Annotated in this window: 16 protein-coding genes and 1 other RNA gene; 9 read left to right on the forward strand and 8 right to left on the reverse strand. The window is 69.7% G+C overall.

Going from position 1 to position 17,076, the window contains the following annotated elements; translation table 11 throughout:
* Positions 1 to 83: 83 nt before the first annotated feature.
* The 3 genes from ACTWQE_RS14765 to ACTWQE_RS14775 are packed head-to-tail and all read left to right on the forward strand — an operon-like array spanning position 84 to position 2,923.
* Entirely contained in the window at positions 84 to 1,016 is a 933-nt protein-coding gene (locus tag ACTWQE_RS14765) for a Nif3-like dinuclear metal center hexameric protein (protein WP_443329379.1), read from the forward strand.
* Positions 1,013 to 1,756 carry a zinc ribbon domain-containing protein gene (locus ACTWQE_RS14770; RefSeq protein ID WP_443329395.1) on the forward strand — a complete coding sequence of 248 codons (744 nt, stop codon included), beginning with the start codon at positions 1,013 to 1,015 and terminating at the stop codon, positions 1,754 to 1,756. Before ACTWQE_RS14765 ends, ACTWQE_RS14770 begins: the two co-directional genes overlap by 4 nt.
* A 3-nt stretch (positions 1,757 to 1,759) precedes the next feature.
* On the forward strand, positions 1,760 to 2,923 hold the full coding sequence (locus ACTWQE_RS14775) for a bifunctional RNase H/acid phosphatase (RefSeq protein WP_443329380.1): 1,164 nt from the start codon (positions 1,760 to 1,762) through the stop codon (positions 2,921 to 2,923).
* Positions 2,924 to 3,312: 389 nt separating this feature from the next.
* Here the strand turns inward: ACTWQE_RS14775 and eda are convergent, their stop codons facing one another.
* Together eda and yaaA are read right to left on the reverse strand one after the other, a co-directional pair.
* Positions 3,313 to 3,930 carry a bifunctional 4-hydroxy-2-oxoglutarate aldolase/2-dehydro-3-deoxy-phosphogluconate aldolase gene (gene eda, locus ACTWQE_RS14780; protein WP_443329381.1) on the reverse strand — a complete coding sequence of 206 codons (618 nt, stop codon included), beginning with the start codon at positions 3,928 to 3,930 and terminating at the stop codon, positions 3,313 to 3,315.
* Between the two features lie 210 nt (positions 3,931 to 4,140).
* Positions 4,141 to 4,941, reverse strand: coding sequence for a peroxide stress protein YaaA (gene yaaA / locus ACTWQE_RS14785; RefSeq protein ID WP_443329382.1), 801 nt, complete (start codon positions 4,939 to 4,941; stop codon positions 4,141 to 4,143).
* A 276-nt stretch (positions 4,942 to 5,217) separates the two neighbouring features.
* Here yaaA and ACTWQE_RS14790 point away from each other — a divergent pair, with 276 nt between their 5' ends.
* Positions 5,218 to 5,787: a Uma2 family endonuclease gene (locus tag ACTWQE_RS14790; protein WP_443329396.1), complete on the forward strand. Its 570-nt coding sequence runs from the start codon at positions 5,218 to 5,220 to the stop codon at positions 5,785 to 5,787.
* 39 nt (positions 5,788 to 5,826) lie between these two features.
* An RNA gene (rnpB, locus tag ACTWQE_RS14795) (RNase P RNA component class A) lies at positions 5,827 to 6,228 on the forward strand.
* Positions 6,229 to 6,576: 348 nt separating this feature from the next.
* Here rnpB and ACTWQE_RS14800 read toward each other — a convergent pair.
* From ACTWQE_RS14800 to ACTWQE_RS14815, 4 genes are all read right to left on the reverse strand, one after another.
* Positions 6,577 to 6,795 (reverse strand): hypothetical protein, encoded by a 219-nt coding sequence (locus ACTWQE_RS14800; protein ID WP_443329383.1) that lies wholly within the window; start codon positions 6,793 to 6,795, stop codon positions 6,577 to 6,579.
* Positions 6,792 to 8,456 (reverse strand): solute symporter family protein, encoded by a 1,665-nt coding sequence (locus tag ACTWQE_RS14805; protein ID WP_443329384.1) that lies wholly within the window; start codon positions 8,454 to 8,456, stop codon positions 6,792 to 6,794. Before ACTWQE_RS14805 ends, ACTWQE_RS14800 begins: the two co-directional genes overlap by 4 nt.
* Complete coding sequence (locus tag ACTWQE_RS14810; RefSeq protein WP_443329385.1) at positions 8,453 to 8,854, reverse strand: DUF485 domain-containing protein; 402 nt, start codon at positions 8,852 to 8,854, stop codon at positions 8,453 to 8,455. The genes ACTWQE_RS14805 and ACTWQE_RS14810 overlap by 4 nt, the downstream gene beginning before the upstream one ends.
* Before the next feature lie 753 nt (positions 8,855 to 9,607).
* A complete protein-coding gene (locus ACTWQE_RS14815; protein WP_443329386.1) occupies positions 9,608 to 10,000 on the reverse strand; it encodes a VOC family protein in 393 nt (130 codons plus the stop codon).
* A gap of 1,734 nt (positions 10,001 to 11,734) precedes the next feature.
* Between ACTWQE_RS14815 and ACTWQE_RS14820 the strand changes: the two genes are divergently transcribed.
* The 4 genes from ACTWQE_RS14820 to ACTWQE_RS14835 all read left to right on the forward strand — a co-directional run bounded on the left by ACTWQE_RS14820 (position 11,735) and on the right by ACTWQE_RS14835 (position 15,673).
* Positions 11,735 to 12,838, forward strand: a complete 1,104-nt coding sequence (locus tag ACTWQE_RS14820; RefSeq protein WP_443329387.1) for an extracellular solute-binding protein — start codon at positions 11,735 to 11,737, stop codon at positions 12,836 to 12,838.
* Between the two features lie 86 nt (positions 12,839 to 12,924).
* Positions 12,925 to 13,719, forward strand: a complete 795-nt coding sequence (locus ACTWQE_RS14825) for an ABC transporter permease (RefSeq protein WP_443329388.1) — start codon at positions 12,925 to 12,927, stop codon at positions 13,717 to 13,719.
* Complete coding sequence (locus ACTWQE_RS14830; RefSeq protein ID WP_443329389.1) at positions 13,706 to 14,542, forward strand: ABC transporter permease; 837 nt, start codon at positions 13,706 to 13,708, stop codon at positions 14,540 to 14,542. Before ACTWQE_RS14825 ends, ACTWQE_RS14830 begins: the two co-directional genes overlap by 14 nt.
* A gap of 6 nt (positions 14,543 to 14,548) precedes the next feature.
* Entirely contained in the window at positions 14,549 to 15,673 is a 1,125-nt protein-coding gene (locus tag ACTWQE_RS14835) for an ABC transporter ATP-binding protein (RefSeq protein WP_443329390.1), read from the forward strand.
* 144 nt (positions 15,674 to 15,817) lie between these two features.
* Here ACTWQE_RS14835 and ACTWQE_RS14840 read toward each other — a convergent pair whose 3' ends face one another.
* Positions 15,818 to 16,009 (reverse strand): hypothetical protein, encoded by a 192-nt coding sequence (locus ACTWQE_RS14840; protein WP_443329391.1) that lies wholly within the window; start codon positions 16,007 to 16,009, stop codon positions 15,818 to 15,820.
* Positions 16,010 to 16,046: 37 nt separating this feature from the next.
* A complete protein-coding gene (locus ACTWQE_RS14845) occupies positions 16,047 to 16,847 on the reverse strand; it encodes a class I SAM-dependent methyltransferase (protein WP_443329392.1) in 801 nt (266 codons plus the stop codon).
* Positions 16,848 to 17,076: the final 229 nt, after the last annotated feature.

The following is a 17,076-nucleotide window of genomic DNA, read 5'->3' on the forward strand; positions in this document are numbered from 1 at the left end:
CGGCGGCTCCGGGGTGGTGCGGGAGGGATGGCTGGTCACAGTGGAAGCGCCTCAGGGCACGGGTGAGAGGTAACCTCTGACCCGTGCCCGCACTGTCTGAAGTCATCGCCGCGCTCGACGCCCTCTGGCCCCCCGAGCGGGCCGAGCAGTGGGACGCCGTCGGGACGGTCTGCGGAGATCCCGATGCCGAGGTCACCCGTGTCCTCTTCGCCGTCGACCCCGTTCAGAAGGTCGCCGACGAGGCCGTGAAACTCGGTGCCGATCTGGTCGTCACTCACCACCCGCTCTATCTGCGCGGTACGACGACGGTCGCGGCCTCCACCTTCAAGGGCCGTGTGGTGCACACCCTCATCAAGAACGACGTCGCGCTGCACGTGGTGCACACCAACGCCGACCGTGCCGACCCGGGCGTCTCCGACGCCCTCGCCGGAGCGCTCGATCTGCGGATCACCGGCCCGCTGGTACCGGACCCGACGGACGTGGAGGGCCGCCGGGGCCTCGGCCGCATCTGCGAGCTCGACGAGCCGATGACGCTGGAGGCCTTCGGCGAGCGGGTCGCGGCCCGGCTCCCGGCCACGGCGCAGGGCATCCGTATCGCGGGCGACCCGGCCCGTACGGTACGGACCGTCGTGGTCTGCGGCGGCTCGGGCGACAGCCTCTTCGACGATGTGCGGCGTGCGGGCGCGGACGCCTACCTCACGGCCGACCTGCGCCACCACCCGGCGTCCGAGGCACAGGAGCAGAGCCCGCTTGCGCTGCTGGACGCCGCGCACTGGGCCACCGAGTGGCCCTGGACCGAGCAGGCCGCCGCCCAGCTCGACGAGATCTCCGACCGGCACGGCTGGAACCTGCGTACGCATATCTCCCGTACGGTCACCGATCCCTGGACCGCTCACGCGTCGTCCCGCCCTTCCCTGGCCTCCGGCATGGGGAACGCCACCGACACCACCCCTCCGGCGGGCGCCTCGGGCTCCCGTCCGGATGTCCCCACCCACACCCCAGGAGCCCCAAGCTGAACGCCGCGCCCGCAGACCAGATCCGACTGCTCGACGTCCAGTCCCTCGACGTCCGTCTCTCGCAGCTCGCGCACAAGCGCAAGACGCTGCCGGAGCACGCGGAGATCGAGACCCAGAACGCCGACCTCGCGCAGCTGCGAGACCTGCTGGTCGCCGCCCAGACCGAGGAGAGCGACACCGCCCGCGAGCAGACGAAGGCGGAGCAGGACGTGGACCAGGTGCGCCAGCGCGCCGCCCGCGACCAGCAGCGCCTCGACTCCGGCGCGGTGACCTCCCCGAAGGACCTGGAGAACCTCCAGCACGAGATCGCCTCCCTCGCCAAGCGTCAGGGCGACCTCGAGGACATCGTCCTCGAGGTGATGGAGCGCCGTGAGTCGGCGCAGGAGCGGGCCGGCGAGCTCACCGAGCGTGTGGAGTCCGTCCGGGCCAGGGTCGCGGACGCGGTGGCCCGGAGGGACGCGGCGCTGCAGGAGTTCGACAGCGAGATCGCCGCCGTCACCAAGGAGCGCGAGGTCATGGCCGCCTCCGTCCCGGCCGACCTGCTGAAGCTCTACGAGAAGCTGCGCGTGCAGCAGGGCGGCGTGGGTGCGGCCCGGCTCTACCAGCGGCGCTGCGAGGGCTGCCGTCTGGAGCTCAACATCACCGAGCTGAACGAGGTACGGGCCGCGGCCCCGGACGAGGTCGTGCGGTGCGAGAACTGCCGCCGCATCCTGGTCCGTACGTCCGACTCCGGGCTGTAGCCCGTGGACCGGTTTTTTGTCGTCGAGGCGGACGGCGGCTCCCGGGGCAACCCGGGGCCGGCGGGCTACGGCGCGGTGGTCCTCGACCCGACCACGGGCGAGCCGCTCGCCGAGACCGCGGAGTACATCGGTACGGCCACGAACAACGTCGCCGAGTACCGGGGTCTGATCGCCGGTCTGCGCGCCGCCCACGCCCTCGACCCGGAGGCCAGGGTCCAGGTCCGCATGGACTCCAAGCTCGTCGTCGAGCAGATGGCGGGCCGCTGGAAGATCAAGCACCCGGACATGCGCCCGCTGGCCGCGGAGGCGAAGACGATCTTTCCGCCCGGCCGGGTGTCGTACGAGTGGATCCCGCGCGAGCGGAACAAGCTCGCGGACCGGCTCGCGAACGAGGCGATGGACGCGGGCAAGCGGGGTGAACAGTGGGAGCCGTCCCGGTCGACGGCGGCTCTGGAGAGCGGCCCGCGCCCTGCCTTCACCACGGAACCGGAGCCGCTCGCCGAGCCCCCGGTCACCCCTCCCGGTTGGGCCGCCCCGGCGGACCTCGGCGTCCCCACCACCTTCGTGCTGCTCCGGCACGGGGAGACCGCGCTGACACCGGAGAAGCGCTTCTCCGGCAGCGGCGGCTCCGACCCCGAGCTCTCGCCCGCGGGCCGCCGCCAGGCCGAACAGGTCGCCTCGGTGCTCGCCGCGCGCGGCACGATCGAGGCGGTCGTCAGCTCACCGCTGCGGCGATGCCGCGAGACGGCGGAGACGGTCGCGGCCCGCCTCGGGCTCGACGTCCGTATCGACGCAGGACTGCGGGAGACCGACTTCGGTGCATGGGAGGGCCTGACCTTCGCGGAGGTACGGGAGCGCTTCCCGGAGGACCTCGACGCCTGGCTCGCCTCGGCGAAGGCGGCGCCCACGGGTGGCGAGAGCTTCGCGCAGGTGAGCCGCCGGGTCGCCCTGTCCCGCGACAAACTGATCGCCCGCCACGCGGGCCGCACGGTCCTGCTGGTCACCCATGTCACCCCGGTCAAGACCCTCGCCCGCCTGGCCCTCGGCGCCCCACCGGAATCTCTCTTCCGCATGGAACTGGCGGCCGCGTCCCTCTCGGCGGTGGCCTACTACGCGGACGGCAACGCGTCGCTGAGACTCCTCAACGACACAAGCCACCTGCGCTGACCCGGCAGGCACGTGACGGCGGTCGGGCCCCCGGCTCTGAGACTCTGAGACCGGGGGCCCACGGCTTTCCGTTCGCCTCCCTTCGGAGGCCCAACCGCTTCCCGGCTGCGAGCAGGTAACCGGCAGCCGCCGAACCGGCCCCGGGGGAATCCACGGTCGTCCTGGGAGCACAGGCCGCCCTTGTCCTGGCCAGGCGTACGGGCCGCGGACTGCCCGGCCGCACGGCGCTGAGCCGCGTACGGCTTGAGGTCGTGCTGCGCCGGGCGGACCGTCGCCGCCGAGCCGTTCGCCCGCCACGGCGGCGACGGCGGCGGTTCCCAGCCGCGTACGGGGCCCCGCACCCGACGCTCGGGGGGCAAGCGCTTACGGTCGGTGGGCGCGCTCCGGGCTCAGCCGCGCAGTGCGGCGGCCTCCCGTGCAAGCCGTTCCACCCGTGCCCAGTCCCTGGCCAACAGTGCCTCCCGCGGCAGCATCCACGTCCCGCCGACGCATCCCACGTTCGGCAGCGCCAGATACGTGCGGGCCGACTCCGCCCCGATTCCCCCTGTCGGGCAGAAGCGGGCCTGCGGCAGAGGCGAGCAGAGCGACTTCAGATACGACGTCCCGCCGGCCGCCTCCGCCGGGAAGAACTTCATCCCCGAGATGCCGCGCTCCAACAGCGCGACGACCTCCGAGGCCGTAGAGACGCCCGGCAGGAACGGCACTCCGGACGCCGTCATCGCTGCGAGCAGCCGGTCGGTCCACCCCGGGCTCACGAGGAACCGGGACCCGGCGGTGACCGCCGTATCCACATCAGCCGCGGAGAGCACCGTCCCCGCACCGACCACCGCGTCCGGCACCTCGTCCGCGATGGCCCGGATCGCGTACGGGGCGGCGGGTGTCCGCAGCGTGACCTCGATCGCCGGCAGGCCACCGGCCACCAGGGCACGGGCGAGGGGCACGGCGTCGGCGGCGTCCTCCAGAACCACGACCGGGATGACGGGAGCGAGGTCGAGAACGGCAGTCATGGGCGAGATCCTGCCCAGACTCAAACTCTGCGCAATGGCCGTTGCGCAGAGCGCAACGATTCGGAGCCTCTCGACCCTCGAGGGGCAAAGCTCACCCCGACGAAGACCCACGCCTGAGCCGGACATGCTGTGCGCCCCTGCCGCACCAGCCGACGAGCAACGAACGGGTACCCCCTCGGGGCGCCCGCTCATAAGCGCTGACAAGACCCCTCAGTGGATCTCCGTGACCACCACATCCAGCTGCCACGCCCTGCCCGCCTTGGCGGGAGGCTCCGCCTCCACCACATGGCCGAGCCCGCGCAAGACCTCCACCAGCTCCTCCGGACCCGACGGCTCCGCGCCCGCCGTCAGCAGGTCCCGTACCAGCCGCCCCTTCGTCGCCTTGTTGAAGTGGCTGACGACCGACCGCTTCTCGACCCCGTCCACGATCCGGGAGTGCAGCACACGCACGGTCGCCGTACGGTCCGCGACCTCACCCTTCGGCTTCCAGGCGGTCGCGTACGCCGAGGACCGCAGGTCCAGCACGAGTCCGTCCCCGGCAGCCTCCGGCATGACCTCGGCCATCGGCCTCCGCCAGTACGCTCCGAGCGCGCCCGGCCCCGGTAGCTTCACCCCCATCGAACAGCGGTAGGACGGGATGCGGTCGCTGACCCGGACCGCACCCCACAGCCCGGAGAAGACGAGCAGAGAACGTTGCGCCCGCTTGCGCGCCGCGGCACCGAGGGTGGCGAGGTCCAGGGCGTCGTAGAGCACGCCGGTGTAGATCTCACCCGCGGGGCGGGCGGGGGCGGCCCGGAGTCCGGCGTTCTTGGCGATCTCACCCCGCAGCCCCTCGCTCAGCCCGAGCACCGCCCGAGCCTTCTCCTCGTCACCGCAGCACAGGGACACCAGCTCGTCGAGCACCGTTGCCCGCGCTTCATGAAGCCCTTCCAGTGACAGCCCGTCGAGCTCCAGGGGCTCCCCGGAACCGCCGGCGGCCTTTCCTTCGGACGGCGGCAACAGCACGAGCACGGTGGTTCTCCTTCAGAAACGTGAGACGGGGCCCCGCCGCAGCCTATGGCCTCCCCGGCCTGCCGGAACGCCCGGTGCCCGGCTCACCTGGCGGCACGTTGCCGTCCGCCGGCGGTGGTGATCGCACGGCCGATCCGCTGCGGTGCGAAGAAGCGAGTACGGCCCCCGTGCACGGTTCTGTGCCACGATCGGGGGAAGAACTCTCTCTCCTCCGGGTGCCGAGGCCCTGGATTCCTACGCTGGCGGTGAGACGGGAAGGTGCGTGACATGAGCGCCATGGCACACGAGCCGCTCCCGCAGGGGGAAGTCCTGCTGGAGGGCTTCTTGGCTCTGGAAACGCCCGAGGGCTTCCGGGCCGAGCTGATCGAGGGGGAGATTGTCGTGACGCCGCCGCCCGCGGGAGTTCACGAGAGCACCATCAGCCGCATCATCCGGCAGGTGGGCCGGGGCGCCGCCGAGGAGATGGACGTGTCCGGCAACAAGGGGCTGAGGGTGCCTCGTGGCGGACTGGGTCCCAAGAACCACGTCACTCCGGACCTCACCTTCGCGATCGCAGAACGCGCGTTGTTCGATGACGCAGAGTCCTGGATGGACTGCGATGGGGTGGCGATGGTCGTCGGGGTGACCTCGGACGGTCCGGACAGGGACCGCGGGCCGAAGCGTCACTGCTACGCGCGCGGCGCCATTCCCCTGTATCTGCTGGTGGACCGGGAGAACTCGTCGGTGACGCTCTTCAGCGAGCCGGAGGGCGATGACTACCGGCAGATGTGCACCGTGCCCTACGGAAAGGATCTTGAGCTGCCCGCTCCCTTCGCTTTCACGCTGCGGACGGCCACATTCGTCTGAGCCCTTGGTACCGGCAGGTAGAATGCCGGTTACGGCAGACGAGCCGAGTGGGCGGCCGCGTCGGGATCTCCGGATCCCGCCGAGGAACGTCCGGGCTCCACAAGGCAAGGTGGTGGGTAACGCCCACCCGGGGTGACCCGCGGGACAGTGCCACAGAAAACAGACCGCCGGGGGCTCTGGCCTCCGGTAAGGGTGAAACGGTGGTGTAAGAGACCACCAGCGTCCGAGGTGACTCGGACGGCTCGGTAAACCCCACCTGGAGCAAGGTCAAGAGGGGCCGTCGCGAGACGGCCCTGCGCGGACGATCGAGGGCTGCCAGCCCGAGTCCGCGGGTAGACCGCACGAGGCCGGCGGCAACGTCGGCCCTAGATGGATGGCCGCCTCCCACCGGGCCGCGAGGCCCGGCGGAGACAGAACCCGGCGTACAGCTCGACTCGTTCTGTCGTAAGGGGCCCTGGCCAGCGAACACGCTGGTCAAGGGCCCTTTCTTGTGCCGCATGAGCGTTCGTCGGATCCCCTGCCACACCGGATCGAACCGGACCGCGCGGCTACGTACGGAGCCATCGAAGTAGCCATGACAGTCGGCTGGCAAAACGGGCGTCGGCTCCGCCGGGCGGAGAGCAGGCGGCCTCAGCCCGCGGGCATCCGAGCGGTCAGGCGCGGTGATCGAGCAGGTACTGGAGGGCTCTCCCCGGAGCCGGCCGTCAGCGACCTGGAGGGTCTCACCTTCAACGCCGGGGCGGTCACCTCGATCCGCAGGCGCACAGACGCAGGAGCGGAGGGCGGCTCCTACTGGTCGCTGTGGTGCATCTTCGCGTTCCTGCTGTGCATCTCGATCGCCGCGAACGTCGGGCACGCCATGGTCGCCCGTACATGCTCCTCTTTCAGGAGCTTGCTCTGCCGACGTGCCCCCTCGTCGACGACGCCGGAGCCGGGTGACGAGCTCGCCGGGGAGGTCGGCGGAGGGACCCGCGGTACGGGTCCCTCCGCGACGGAGTGGGTGGTCACCGGTGCCTCGATCGTCCGGTGGGGCCGGGGAAAACAGGCGATGACGTGGGCACATGGCCTTGTGGTGCCGACTGGCCGTCCACGCCTGTGAATGTGCGCAGCTCGAGGGCGGAGTACGTGGCAGGGTTCGTCTTGCCCTTCCCCATCACCGAGCCGAGCCACCCCAGCAGGAAGCCCACGGGGGCGGAGACGAGGGTGGGGTACTGCAGCGGGAACAGGCTGAAGTCCATATCGGGAAACAGCGCGGTCGGGCTTCCCGACACACCGGGGGACAGCGCGGCCAGGACCACCGAGGAGAGCAGTCCGCCGTAGATGCTCCACAGCGCACCGGTGGTCGTGAAGCCCCGCCAGTACAGGCCGTACAGCAGCGCGGGGAGAATCGCGGAGGCCGCGACGGCGAAGGCCAGCCCGGCGGCGAAGGAGATGTTGATGTGCCCGGCGATCAGGGACAGGCCCGTCGCCGCTGAACCGATCCCCACCACCGCCCACCGGGCGACCAGCAGTTCCTGTTCCTCGGTCGCGCGGCCCCGCCTGATCACCGCGCCGTAGAGGTCGTGCGCCACAGACGTTGCGGCCGCGAGGGCGATACCCGCCACCACCGCCAGGATCGTGGCGAACGCTACGCACGCCATGACGGTGAGCATCCACGACCCGCCCAGGGAATGGGCGAGCAGCAGGGTGGCCGTGTTCCCCGAGGGGCTCCCGGCCACGATGGCCTGCGGGCCGAGCACCGCCGCAGCGCCGAAGCCCAAAATCCCCGCGGTCACACAGAACACGCACGTCAGAACCGCCGTCCACTGCACCGAACGCCGGGCAGCGCGAGCGGAGGGCACCACGCACATGCGCATCAGCAGGTGCGGGAGCGCAGCGGCTCCGAACAGGGCACCCAGTTGGAGGCTCATCCTGTCCAGCCGTTCGATGCCGGTCCCCTCGGAGCGGGCGCCGGGCCCGAGGAACTTCTCCGCGACGCCGCTGCGGTGGGCCGCGGCTCCCAGCAGGTCACTGGGGTTCCAGCCGAATTTCGCCAGCACCAGCAGCGCCAGGAAGATGCTTGCGACCAGCAGGAAGGCGGCCTTGACCACCTGCACGAGCGTCGCGCCGTGCATACCGCTGATGGCCACATAGATGATCATCAGGATGCCGAGGAAGACCATCAGGAAGTTCTGGGCCGCCTCGCCGGATATGCCCAGCAGGGGTGCGGCGAGCGCACCGGCACCCACCAGTTGGGCGGTGAGGTAGAACAGCGAGATCACCAGAGTGGCGAGGCCCATGGCCAGATGGACGGGCCGCGGCCGCAGCCGGCGCGCCAGAGCGTCGGCCACCGTGTAGCTGCCGGTGTTGTGGAACGGCTCGGCGATCAGCAGCAGGATGACGGCCCAGACGACGATGGGCCCGACCAGATACGGGATGCCATCGAACCCGGCCAGTGCGATGAGCCCCGGCGTTCCGAGAAGTGTCGCCGCCGATATGAAGTCACCGAACAGGGCGATTCCGTTCCGCGCGGAGCCCAGTCCGCGGCCGCTGATGAAGAAGCGGCGGGGGGTGTCCGTGTCCGCCGCGCCCCACAGAGCGATGAGGATGACGCTGACGACGAAGATCGCGAAGACGCTCAGGGTGCTGCCGTCGTGCGCGATCTGGGAAGGAAGCTGAGAGGCACTCACCGCTGGTCCCCTCTCGGTTCGAGTCCGGCGCGCACCCTCTCGGCCAGCGGATCCAGGGTGGTGCGTGCGTAGCGCGAGTACCAGCGGCACACCAGGAGCGTGGTGGCGCACTGCAGCAGCGCCAGGGTGAGCCCGACGTTCAGATGACCGACCAGCCTGACCGCCATCAGCCCTCCGGCCAGGTTGGAAAGGAGGGCGTTGAGCAGGTAGAAGCCCACCACGGCGGCGGCGACGGGGATGATCCTGGAACGGCGCTCGGTACGCAGCCGGACGACGTCCGTCGTGACGTCCGGCTCCTCGTGCGCCGGCTCCCCGTACGGGCTGCGGACGTACGACGGCGGTGGCCCGTACGGCTCGGGTGGTCGCCCGTGCGACTGATACGTATATGGTTCGTACACGAGATCAACTCCTGCTGGCCGCCTGCGGGCAGTGAGGACAGGGCGTGACGGCCAAGGGTCAGGCCGTGGCGCAGGGCTGGCCGCCGACGGCGACCGGCCCGCACGCACACAGACAGCGACCCTCGAGCTCGCGGGCGGCCTCCGCAAAACCAGGGCGCATGCGCCAGGAGCGCCGCACGGCCCCACCTGTACCGAACGACGTTCGGGGCGTGAGCTTAGAGGTGGCCCATCGCGCAGGGCAAGGCAGGGGTCGCACCGTCGGCTCGCCCGCAGCATGGAGCGACAGAGGTGTGGGAGCGAACGCCGCTGGCGCCGTCAACACCGCCCATGGCGCGAAAACCGCCAACGACGCTTCGTGCGATCGGAAGTTGGCCGAGGGCTTCGGGGGCGGTGACGCGGCATGCAGCGTGGTAAGGCCGCCGAAAAACATCTCCGAAGCGAGTTCGAAGCTGTCCCGGTCGATCCCCTTGGCGTGGTCGCGCAGGCGATGGCCGTCCATGGCCCGACCCGGACAGGTACGGCGCGCAGTTCAGATCATCCGCAGCGGCATGGACGCCGGTTCCCGGCTGCCTTTGCAGCTTGGGAGGCGCCCGTGACGTCCGCCGGCGGCGGCTTTCTGTTCGGCTTCGCTGTCCGTACAGGGCCCACTGCGAGGACGCCGATCCGGCCGAGGAGGTGTGACAAGGGCTGGGTCGGCCGACGAGATGGGACTCCCGTACAGACGTGACTCAGCTCCGGCCGGCGCTCCCCGCTTCAGTCCGGTTCGCCGCTCCCGTACGGCCGCGTGAGGATCTCCATGCTGTGCCCGTCCGGGTCGTCGAAGTACGTGCCGCGGCCTCCGTCGTTCCGGTTGATCTCACCGGGACGGTGGTGGGACGGGTCCGCCCAGTGGGTGAGCCCGGCCGCCGTGATGCGGGCGAAGATCGCGTCGAACTCGTCCTCCGAGACCAGGAAGGCGTAGTGCTGGGGCCGGATGTGCTCCTCGTCGGTGTCCATGTAGTCGAGGGAGACGCCGTTGGCGGTCTCTACCGGGAGGAACGGGCCGTACTGCGAGCCCACTTCCAGGCCGAGGATGTCGGCGAGGAACCGGGCCGACACCTTCTTGTCACGGGCGGCGACGATGGTGTGGTTCAGGTCGACGGACATGGGTGCGCCCTCCTCGACAGCGTGGAAGCCTGTCTGTGCTGACACCTCCGAGGGTAGGCAGGGGCGTGCGGCCCGGACATCGGGCGCAGGTCCCGTTCCGAGCCGGAAGCGTCGTAGGAGTCGTAGGACCGGAGTCCGGACGGGCCCCGGCCCCACGACGGTGACGTGCTGGTGACCTGAGTCAGAGGTTCGTCGGCGGTATGCCGCGACCTTGTCGAGGATCGCGTCGGCGGTTTTCGTCAGACGAACGGTCGGGAGTGGTTGTTCCAGTCGGCGAGCCAGGTTGTCGGAGACGGGTACCTGTTGCTCGCGTACAGCTCGACTCGTCTGTCATTGTGGCCCTGGCCAGGTAAACACCCTGGTCAGGGCCATAGTGCATCCCGCAAGTGCGTCGCCGGCGGTGACGATGCCGGTGGTCCGTCCGTGGTCGGTGTCCAGCCAGGACACCTCGCTTGGGCGCGGCGTACGCCGGCCTGGAGATCGCGTGGCGCAGGCGGCTACGGACGGACGCTGTGGCGCGCAGCCTGCCGCCGGCCTGGCGGCACCCGGGTAGTACGGGCGTCGGCAGCGCGGTGGACTCACCGTTGATGGGGTTGCTCAGCGGGTGGCTCGCTCACGGGGACATCTCGGACCTCCGCTCGGATGATGCGCAGTCTGGATCAGCGGTGCCTGGGGGACCCCCGGCTGGGTGGTGGCCGACGGGTGGCCGATCCGGATTCACGGCCGGGTTGCCGTGGTGCTGTCGGGTGGCCTTGTCGGGGCAGGGCGCCAGCGTGGTCGAGCGGGCTTGCGTGGTGGCGGAGCCGGGCCCGTGTGACGTCGGGCCCGGGTGATGCGGGTGGCGGCTGCGGGGGCGGCGCCGCACGGTCCGCGCGGGGGTGGCCCGGGGCGGCGTACGGTCGGCTGCCGTCTCGCGGTACGAACCTAAGGCGGGCATCAGTCGGCCGGAAGTGTACGTTCCATCCACTGGTCGGCCGCTCAGAGGATGTCCCGCACACTCGGACGGTGCCGGGGTGCAAGGAATGGCGGCGCGCTGAGGGAGGAACAGCCCGGGGGGCCGGGGGCGGCCGTTGCGGCGGACACCGCCCGAGGGGATGTCGCCGCCGCTCCGCGCCACGGGCGCCCGGAAAAACGCGCAGAGCCCGGTGGCCGCCATCGGGCGGCAGGACGCTCCGGCTTCAGTTCCAGGCGCAGCCCGCCGCATCCTGTTCCGTGCCGCAACGGTGCCCGCGGCCGCAGCTGCAGCCGGGCCCGCAGCCGCGGCCCCAGTCGGAGCCGCACCGCGCCCAGCCGCAGCCGCTCCGCGCCGCATCCGCAGTCGCCGCAGCCCCAGCCTCGCCACCGCCTTGCAACGGCAGCATCGACAGCAGTCGGTGCGGCGAAGCCGCGCGGTGCAAACATCCGGCCTTATTCCCCACCCCTGTTGGAAAACTTCCGTTGACGGCGGGACAACCGGACTCTATGGTGTGCGGCACGCGGCGGCGGTGTGACGCAGCCACCGCGACGAATCATGGACCGTTCAAGGTCCCAAGGTTCGCGATACGCCACGGCATATGCGGAAAACCCGTAAAAGCCACAGCGATTCAGCGACGGCCCCGGCGACGGCCGCGTTTCTTCACTCCGCCATGAGACGGCGCAGATTCCTCCTTTGCTCAGCCAGGAACTGTCATCGCTCGATCCTGCATGCCTGAAAACGCCAGGCGTGCGTGGAAAGCCAAGAGAGGCCTTGCCCCTATGACGCCAAGGACACCCATCAGCCGACGGTCGATTCTCAGGACGGGAGCCGGCGCGGCGCTGGCGGCTCCGTTCGCGGGAAGCCTGCTCACCTCGTGTAGCACCAAATCCTCCAACACCGGACCGGCGAACAAGACCGTGACGGTCACGTCGTACGGCGGCTCCTACAACGACCAGTTGACGAAGACGATCCTGAAGCCGTTCGAGATGAAGACGGGAATTCGTCCGTCGTTGCTCGCCAATACCAGTCTGGCGGCCCTGAAGACGCAGGTGCGCTCCGGCGACGTGGAGTGGGACCTGGTCGAGCTGACGGCGCCGGAGTACGTCCAGGCCGTCAAGGAAGACCTGCTCGAGAAATTCGACTACGACATCATCAGCGACAAGGGTCTGCCTTCCTACGCCAAGGCGGATTACGGCATCAAGTATCTGAGCTTCTTGTTCGTCATGGCCTGGGACCAGAAGCACATCCCCGACGCACGCGCCCCGAAGAACTGGGCTCAGTTCTTCGATCAGGGCAGATATCGCACCAAGCGCTCGGTGTACGGACAGCTCGCGGACAGCTCGGTGCTCGAAGCGGCCCGATTGGCCGAGGGCGTCCCGTTCGACAAGATCTATCCGCTGGATGTGGACGCGGCGCTGCGTTATCTGGCGAAGCATCCCGGGCGGGACCAGCTGATCTACCACACGGCCAACCAGGAGCCCGTACAGCAATTGACCTCGGGTGAGGTCACCTTGTCGACCAGCTTCAACAACCGGATCAACGCCGCCCGCAAGGACGGTGCCAAGCTGAACTTCGCTTCGTCCAACGGGGTCCTCGCAGGCGACTATTTCGTCGTCCCCAAGGGTGCGCGGAACAAGGAGGCAGCGTTCCGGCTGATGCATTTCATGAGCAATGACGCGGACGCCGGGGCCGACTTCGACCGGACCACCAACCTGACGCTGGCCAACACCCCCGCTCTCGCGAAACTGCCCGCCGCCGTCGCCGACACCCTTCCCACCAGCCCGAAGCTGGCGGACAGCATTCTGGTGCGCGACGACAAGTGGTGGGCGGAGAACCTCAAGGCCACGGAGCAGAGGTTCAAGATGTGGCAGGCGGGTAGCTGACGATGCCCCTTGCCGCCGCGGCATCCGCGCAGGCAGGCACTCCATCCCGCGGACGCGGACGTCTCTTCCGCGTCCGCGGGACGTGGTTGCTGCTCCTCGCGCCGATCGCCGCCTTCGATGCCATCCTCTTTCTGACCCCCCTGGGGACGCTGGTCACCTCCAGCCTGCAGAGCCAGGCGTACGAGCGGGTGCTGGGGGACCCGCTGGTCATCAAGTCGATGATCAACACGTTCGAGATCAGCGCGGTGTCCACGCTCGGGGCCGTCGTCATCGGCTACCTGCTGGCCTGGGTGATCTGGCGCAGCAGCGCGCTCACCCGGGTCATCCTGTTCGCCCTGGTACTGCTGCCCTTCTGGACCGGAGTCCTGGTGAAGAACTTCGCCTGGGCGGTCCTGCTGCAGGACAACGGTCTGGTGAACGGCGCCTTGCAGGGGCTCGGTCTCACCGACCATCCGCTGACGCTGCTGCACAACCGGTTCGCGGTCGTGCTGGGAATGGTGCACTACCTCCTTCCCTACGCCGTGTTCCCGATCTTCGCCGCGCTGGCGGCGATCGACAACCGGCTGGAGCTGGCCGCCCGTTCCCTGGGCGCGGGCGAGCTCCCGGTCTTCCGCCGGGTCATCCTGCCGCTCACGGTGCCGGGCGTTTCGGCCGCGGGCCTGCTGACGTTCATCATCAGCACCGGCTTCTTCATTACGCCCGTCGTGCTCGGCGGCCCCGGGGACATGATGATTGCCAACCAGATCGACTTCTACGCCATGGAGTTGACCGACTTCGCCGGCGCGTCCGCCCTCGCGCTCGGGCTGACCGCCATCGTGAGCGTGCTCGTAGCGGTGTACCAGCGGATTCTCCGCGCAGGAGGTGCCCATGAGGCCGGCTAGTTCTCGGCTCTCCCCGACGATGCTCGCCGCGGTACCGGTGTTCGTGTTCCTGGTCGTGCCCACCGCCATCGTGGTGCCGATGGCCTTCAACCACAGCCGGTACATCACCTTCCCGCCGGACCGGCTCTCGACCGACGCGGTCACCGGGTTCCTCTCCGACACGGCCTGGATGTCGGCGGTCCTGGCGAGCCTGCAGACCGCGGGAATCGCCGTGGCCCTCGCGGTGCTGCTGGGCGGTGGCGCGGCCGTCGCCCTGCACGGGCGGAAGTTCCCGGGGCAGTCCGCGGTGACCGGGGTGATCCTCGCCCCGATGATCGTTCCTCCGGTGGTGCTGGCGCTGGCGTTCTACCAGTTCTTCAACTCCGTGGCCCTGGTGGGCACGGTCCTCCCGATCGGCCTCGCCCACGCCGTGATCACCGCCCCGTACGCCTTCCTCACCGTCCGTGCCAGCCTTTCCGGGCTGAATCCGGCCCTGGTGCGCTCTGCGCGCAGTCTGGGAGCGGGCACGGCATCCGTGGCACGGTTCGTCTACCTCCCGGTCATCCGGCCCGGTCTGATCGCAGGGGCGCTGTTCGCCTTCTCCGTCTCCATCGACGAGACGGTGATCTCCCTGTTCCTGCAGTCGCCGAGCGCGACCACGCTGCCGGTGAAGATGTTCACCGACATCCAGTACAACCTGACACCGAAGATCGCTGTCTCCTCGGCCATGCTGGTCACCGTCGCCACGGTCGGACTTCTCATACAGGTTTTCTTCATGCTCCGCCGCCGTTCCATCGCCCGGATGCTGCCGCTGACGACGGTGGCCGCCGACCAGACAGGGTGAACCCCCATGACAACCTTCACCGCTCCCGCGAAAACTGCCTCGCCGGCCGTCGGCAACCAGGAGAACGGGTCCATCGAACTGCGCCGGGTGCGTAAGACCTACGGCGGCCTCGCCGCGGTCGACGACCTCGATCTGACCGTGGAGCCGGGCGAGTTCGTGACCCTGCTCGGCCCCAGCGGTTCCGGCAAGACCACCACCATGATGATGGTCGCAGGGTTCGAAGAACTCACCTCCGGCACGGTGCTGATCAACGGCGAACCGGTCGACAAGCTCCCGCCGAAGGACCGCAACCTCGGTGTGGTCTTCCAGAGTTACGCCCTCTTCCCCCACCTGAGCGCCCGGGAGAACGTCGAGTTCCCCCTCCGTATGCGAAAGGTCCGGCCGGCGGAGCGGCGTCAGCGGGCCGAGGAGTCCCTCGAACGCGTCGGCCTCGCCGGCCTGGGCGACCGCAGCCCGCGCCAGCTCTCCGGAGGGCAGCAGCAGCGGGTCGCGCTGGCCCGCGCCCTGGTCTTCCATCCGTCGGCGCTGCTCCTGGACGAGCCGATGGCAGCGCTGGACAAGCGGCTGCGCGAGCAGATGCAGGAGGAGATCAAGTCCATCCAGCGGTCGTTGGGGATCTCCGTGCTGTTCGTCACCCACGACCAGGATGAAGCCATGTCCATGTCGGACAGGATCGTGGTGATGCGTGAAGGGAAGGTCGTGCAACAGGGCGCTCCCGAGGACGTGTACGCGCATCCCGCGACCGACTGGGTGGCCAACTTCCTCGGCGACACCAATCTGTTGCCGTGCACCATCGTGGAACGCTCGGGCGGCACAGCCGTCGTCGACCTCGGCCCGCTCGGGACCTGCCGGGTACGGGACCGCGGAGCCGAGGGCGAGCGGTACGCGGTGTCCATCCGTCCGGAGCATCTCGCCTTCCTCCCGGCCGCACGGGCGCAGAACAGCGCGACGGGCCGGGTGGTGTCCTCCACCAACCTCGGCGCCACCATCCGCCACCGGCTGCGTATCGGGGAACAGGAGCTGCTGATGCGCGAACTGTCCCCGAGCTCGCGCACCGCCGCCGAACTCGGGACGGAGGTGTGCGTCGGCTGGGGCGAGGACAAAGCCCAGCTGCTCGTCCTCGGCTCCTGACCGGACACGCGGCCGATGCGGCGACGGGCCGGGGCCCATCGCGGGGGTCCCCTTTGCCGACGCGGCAGCGCAGCGCCTACGCGCCGGGCCGTATCCACGCGCTCCGCGCCTACGCGCCGGGCGGCATCCAGCGGCACACCGTGCCTACGCGGCCGCGTCCAGCAGCGCACCGCCGCTTACGCGCTGGGCCGCATCGAGCAGTTCGCCGCCTACGCCGGGCCGCGTCCAGCGGCCCGGCGTGGTGCGCGGCCGGAGCGGCTTTTCCCCGGCAGCACCGGCAGCACCGGCCAGCCCCGGCAGCACCGGCAGCACCGGCAGCACCGGCAACCCGGACACCGGGTATCCCTGGCAGCCCCGGCGCCGTACTGCGTACTCAGGTGGTCCGTTGTTCCGTACGGTGTGTGACCCGCAGCTTGGACTGCCCGTGCGGGCGGCGCTCCCAGTCCTCCATGAGCCGGGCCGCGAGGCCGTGCCGCTCGGCCAGGGCGATGAGGGTCTGGGGGCGGTAGTAGAAGTCCTCCCGGAGGACGTGGTGCTCGGTGCCCTCCGTGCGGTCGAACGTGAAGTCGAAGAAGCCACCGGGAGCGAGCACCCGGCCCACATGGGCGAGGCACTCGTCGATGACATGCAGCGGCGAGTGGGAGAACACGCTGTGCGCGTGCACGACGGTGAAGTGGCCGTCGGGCAGGAAGTCCAGGGTCAGATCGCCGGCGATGGTGAGATACGGCAGCTTGTCCTGGAGCTTGCGGTGGACCAGCGTTTTCTTGGCCTCGACGAGGATGTCCGGAGAGATGTCGATCCCGTAGTAGTGGCCCTGCTCGAGATAGTCGATGAAGCGCCATCCGGCCCGCAGATTGCCGCAGCCGATCTCGAGCATCCGGTCGTTCGGCTTCAGGCCGTGCTCGAACAGATAGTCGAACTGCATCTGCCCCAGCGCAAGCCAACGCTCATGCGACGCGCTGCCGACGGCCGCGTTCGGACTCCGTGCGGTGTCCGAGGCCATCACGGCCCGGTAGTACGCGAGGTGGTCGCGGTGCTTGACCCGCAGCCAGGCGTCGCGCCCTGCGCGCCGCAGATACGCCGGGACCCGCTGAGGGTGCCGCACAGCGTAGGTGATCTTGTGGGCGAGGCTCGTCCGGTTCCTCAGCGCACGCGGTACAGGCGTCGTCGGCATGACGACCTCCTTAACTTTGAGTGACGGACGTATCGCAGAGTAATCCTTTCGTGCGCTGGAAGGTCGTGTCCTGGCTCATCGTGCCCGCATCGGTTCCTCGTACGGCGCTGAAGGGCACGTTTCCCTGCCCGGTCGGCCGATCGCACCGCCCCGATGGCCGGGGCCACGAGTCGGGTCGGACGAGCGGCCCGACAGGCTCCTGGATGAGGAATGTCGCGACGGTGCGGAT

Source organism: Streptomyces sp. 8N706, assembly GCF_052245415.1.
In the GTDB taxonomy this organism is placed as follows: domain Bacteria; phylum Actinomycetota; class Actinomycetes; order Streptomycetales; family Streptomycetaceae; genus Streptomyces.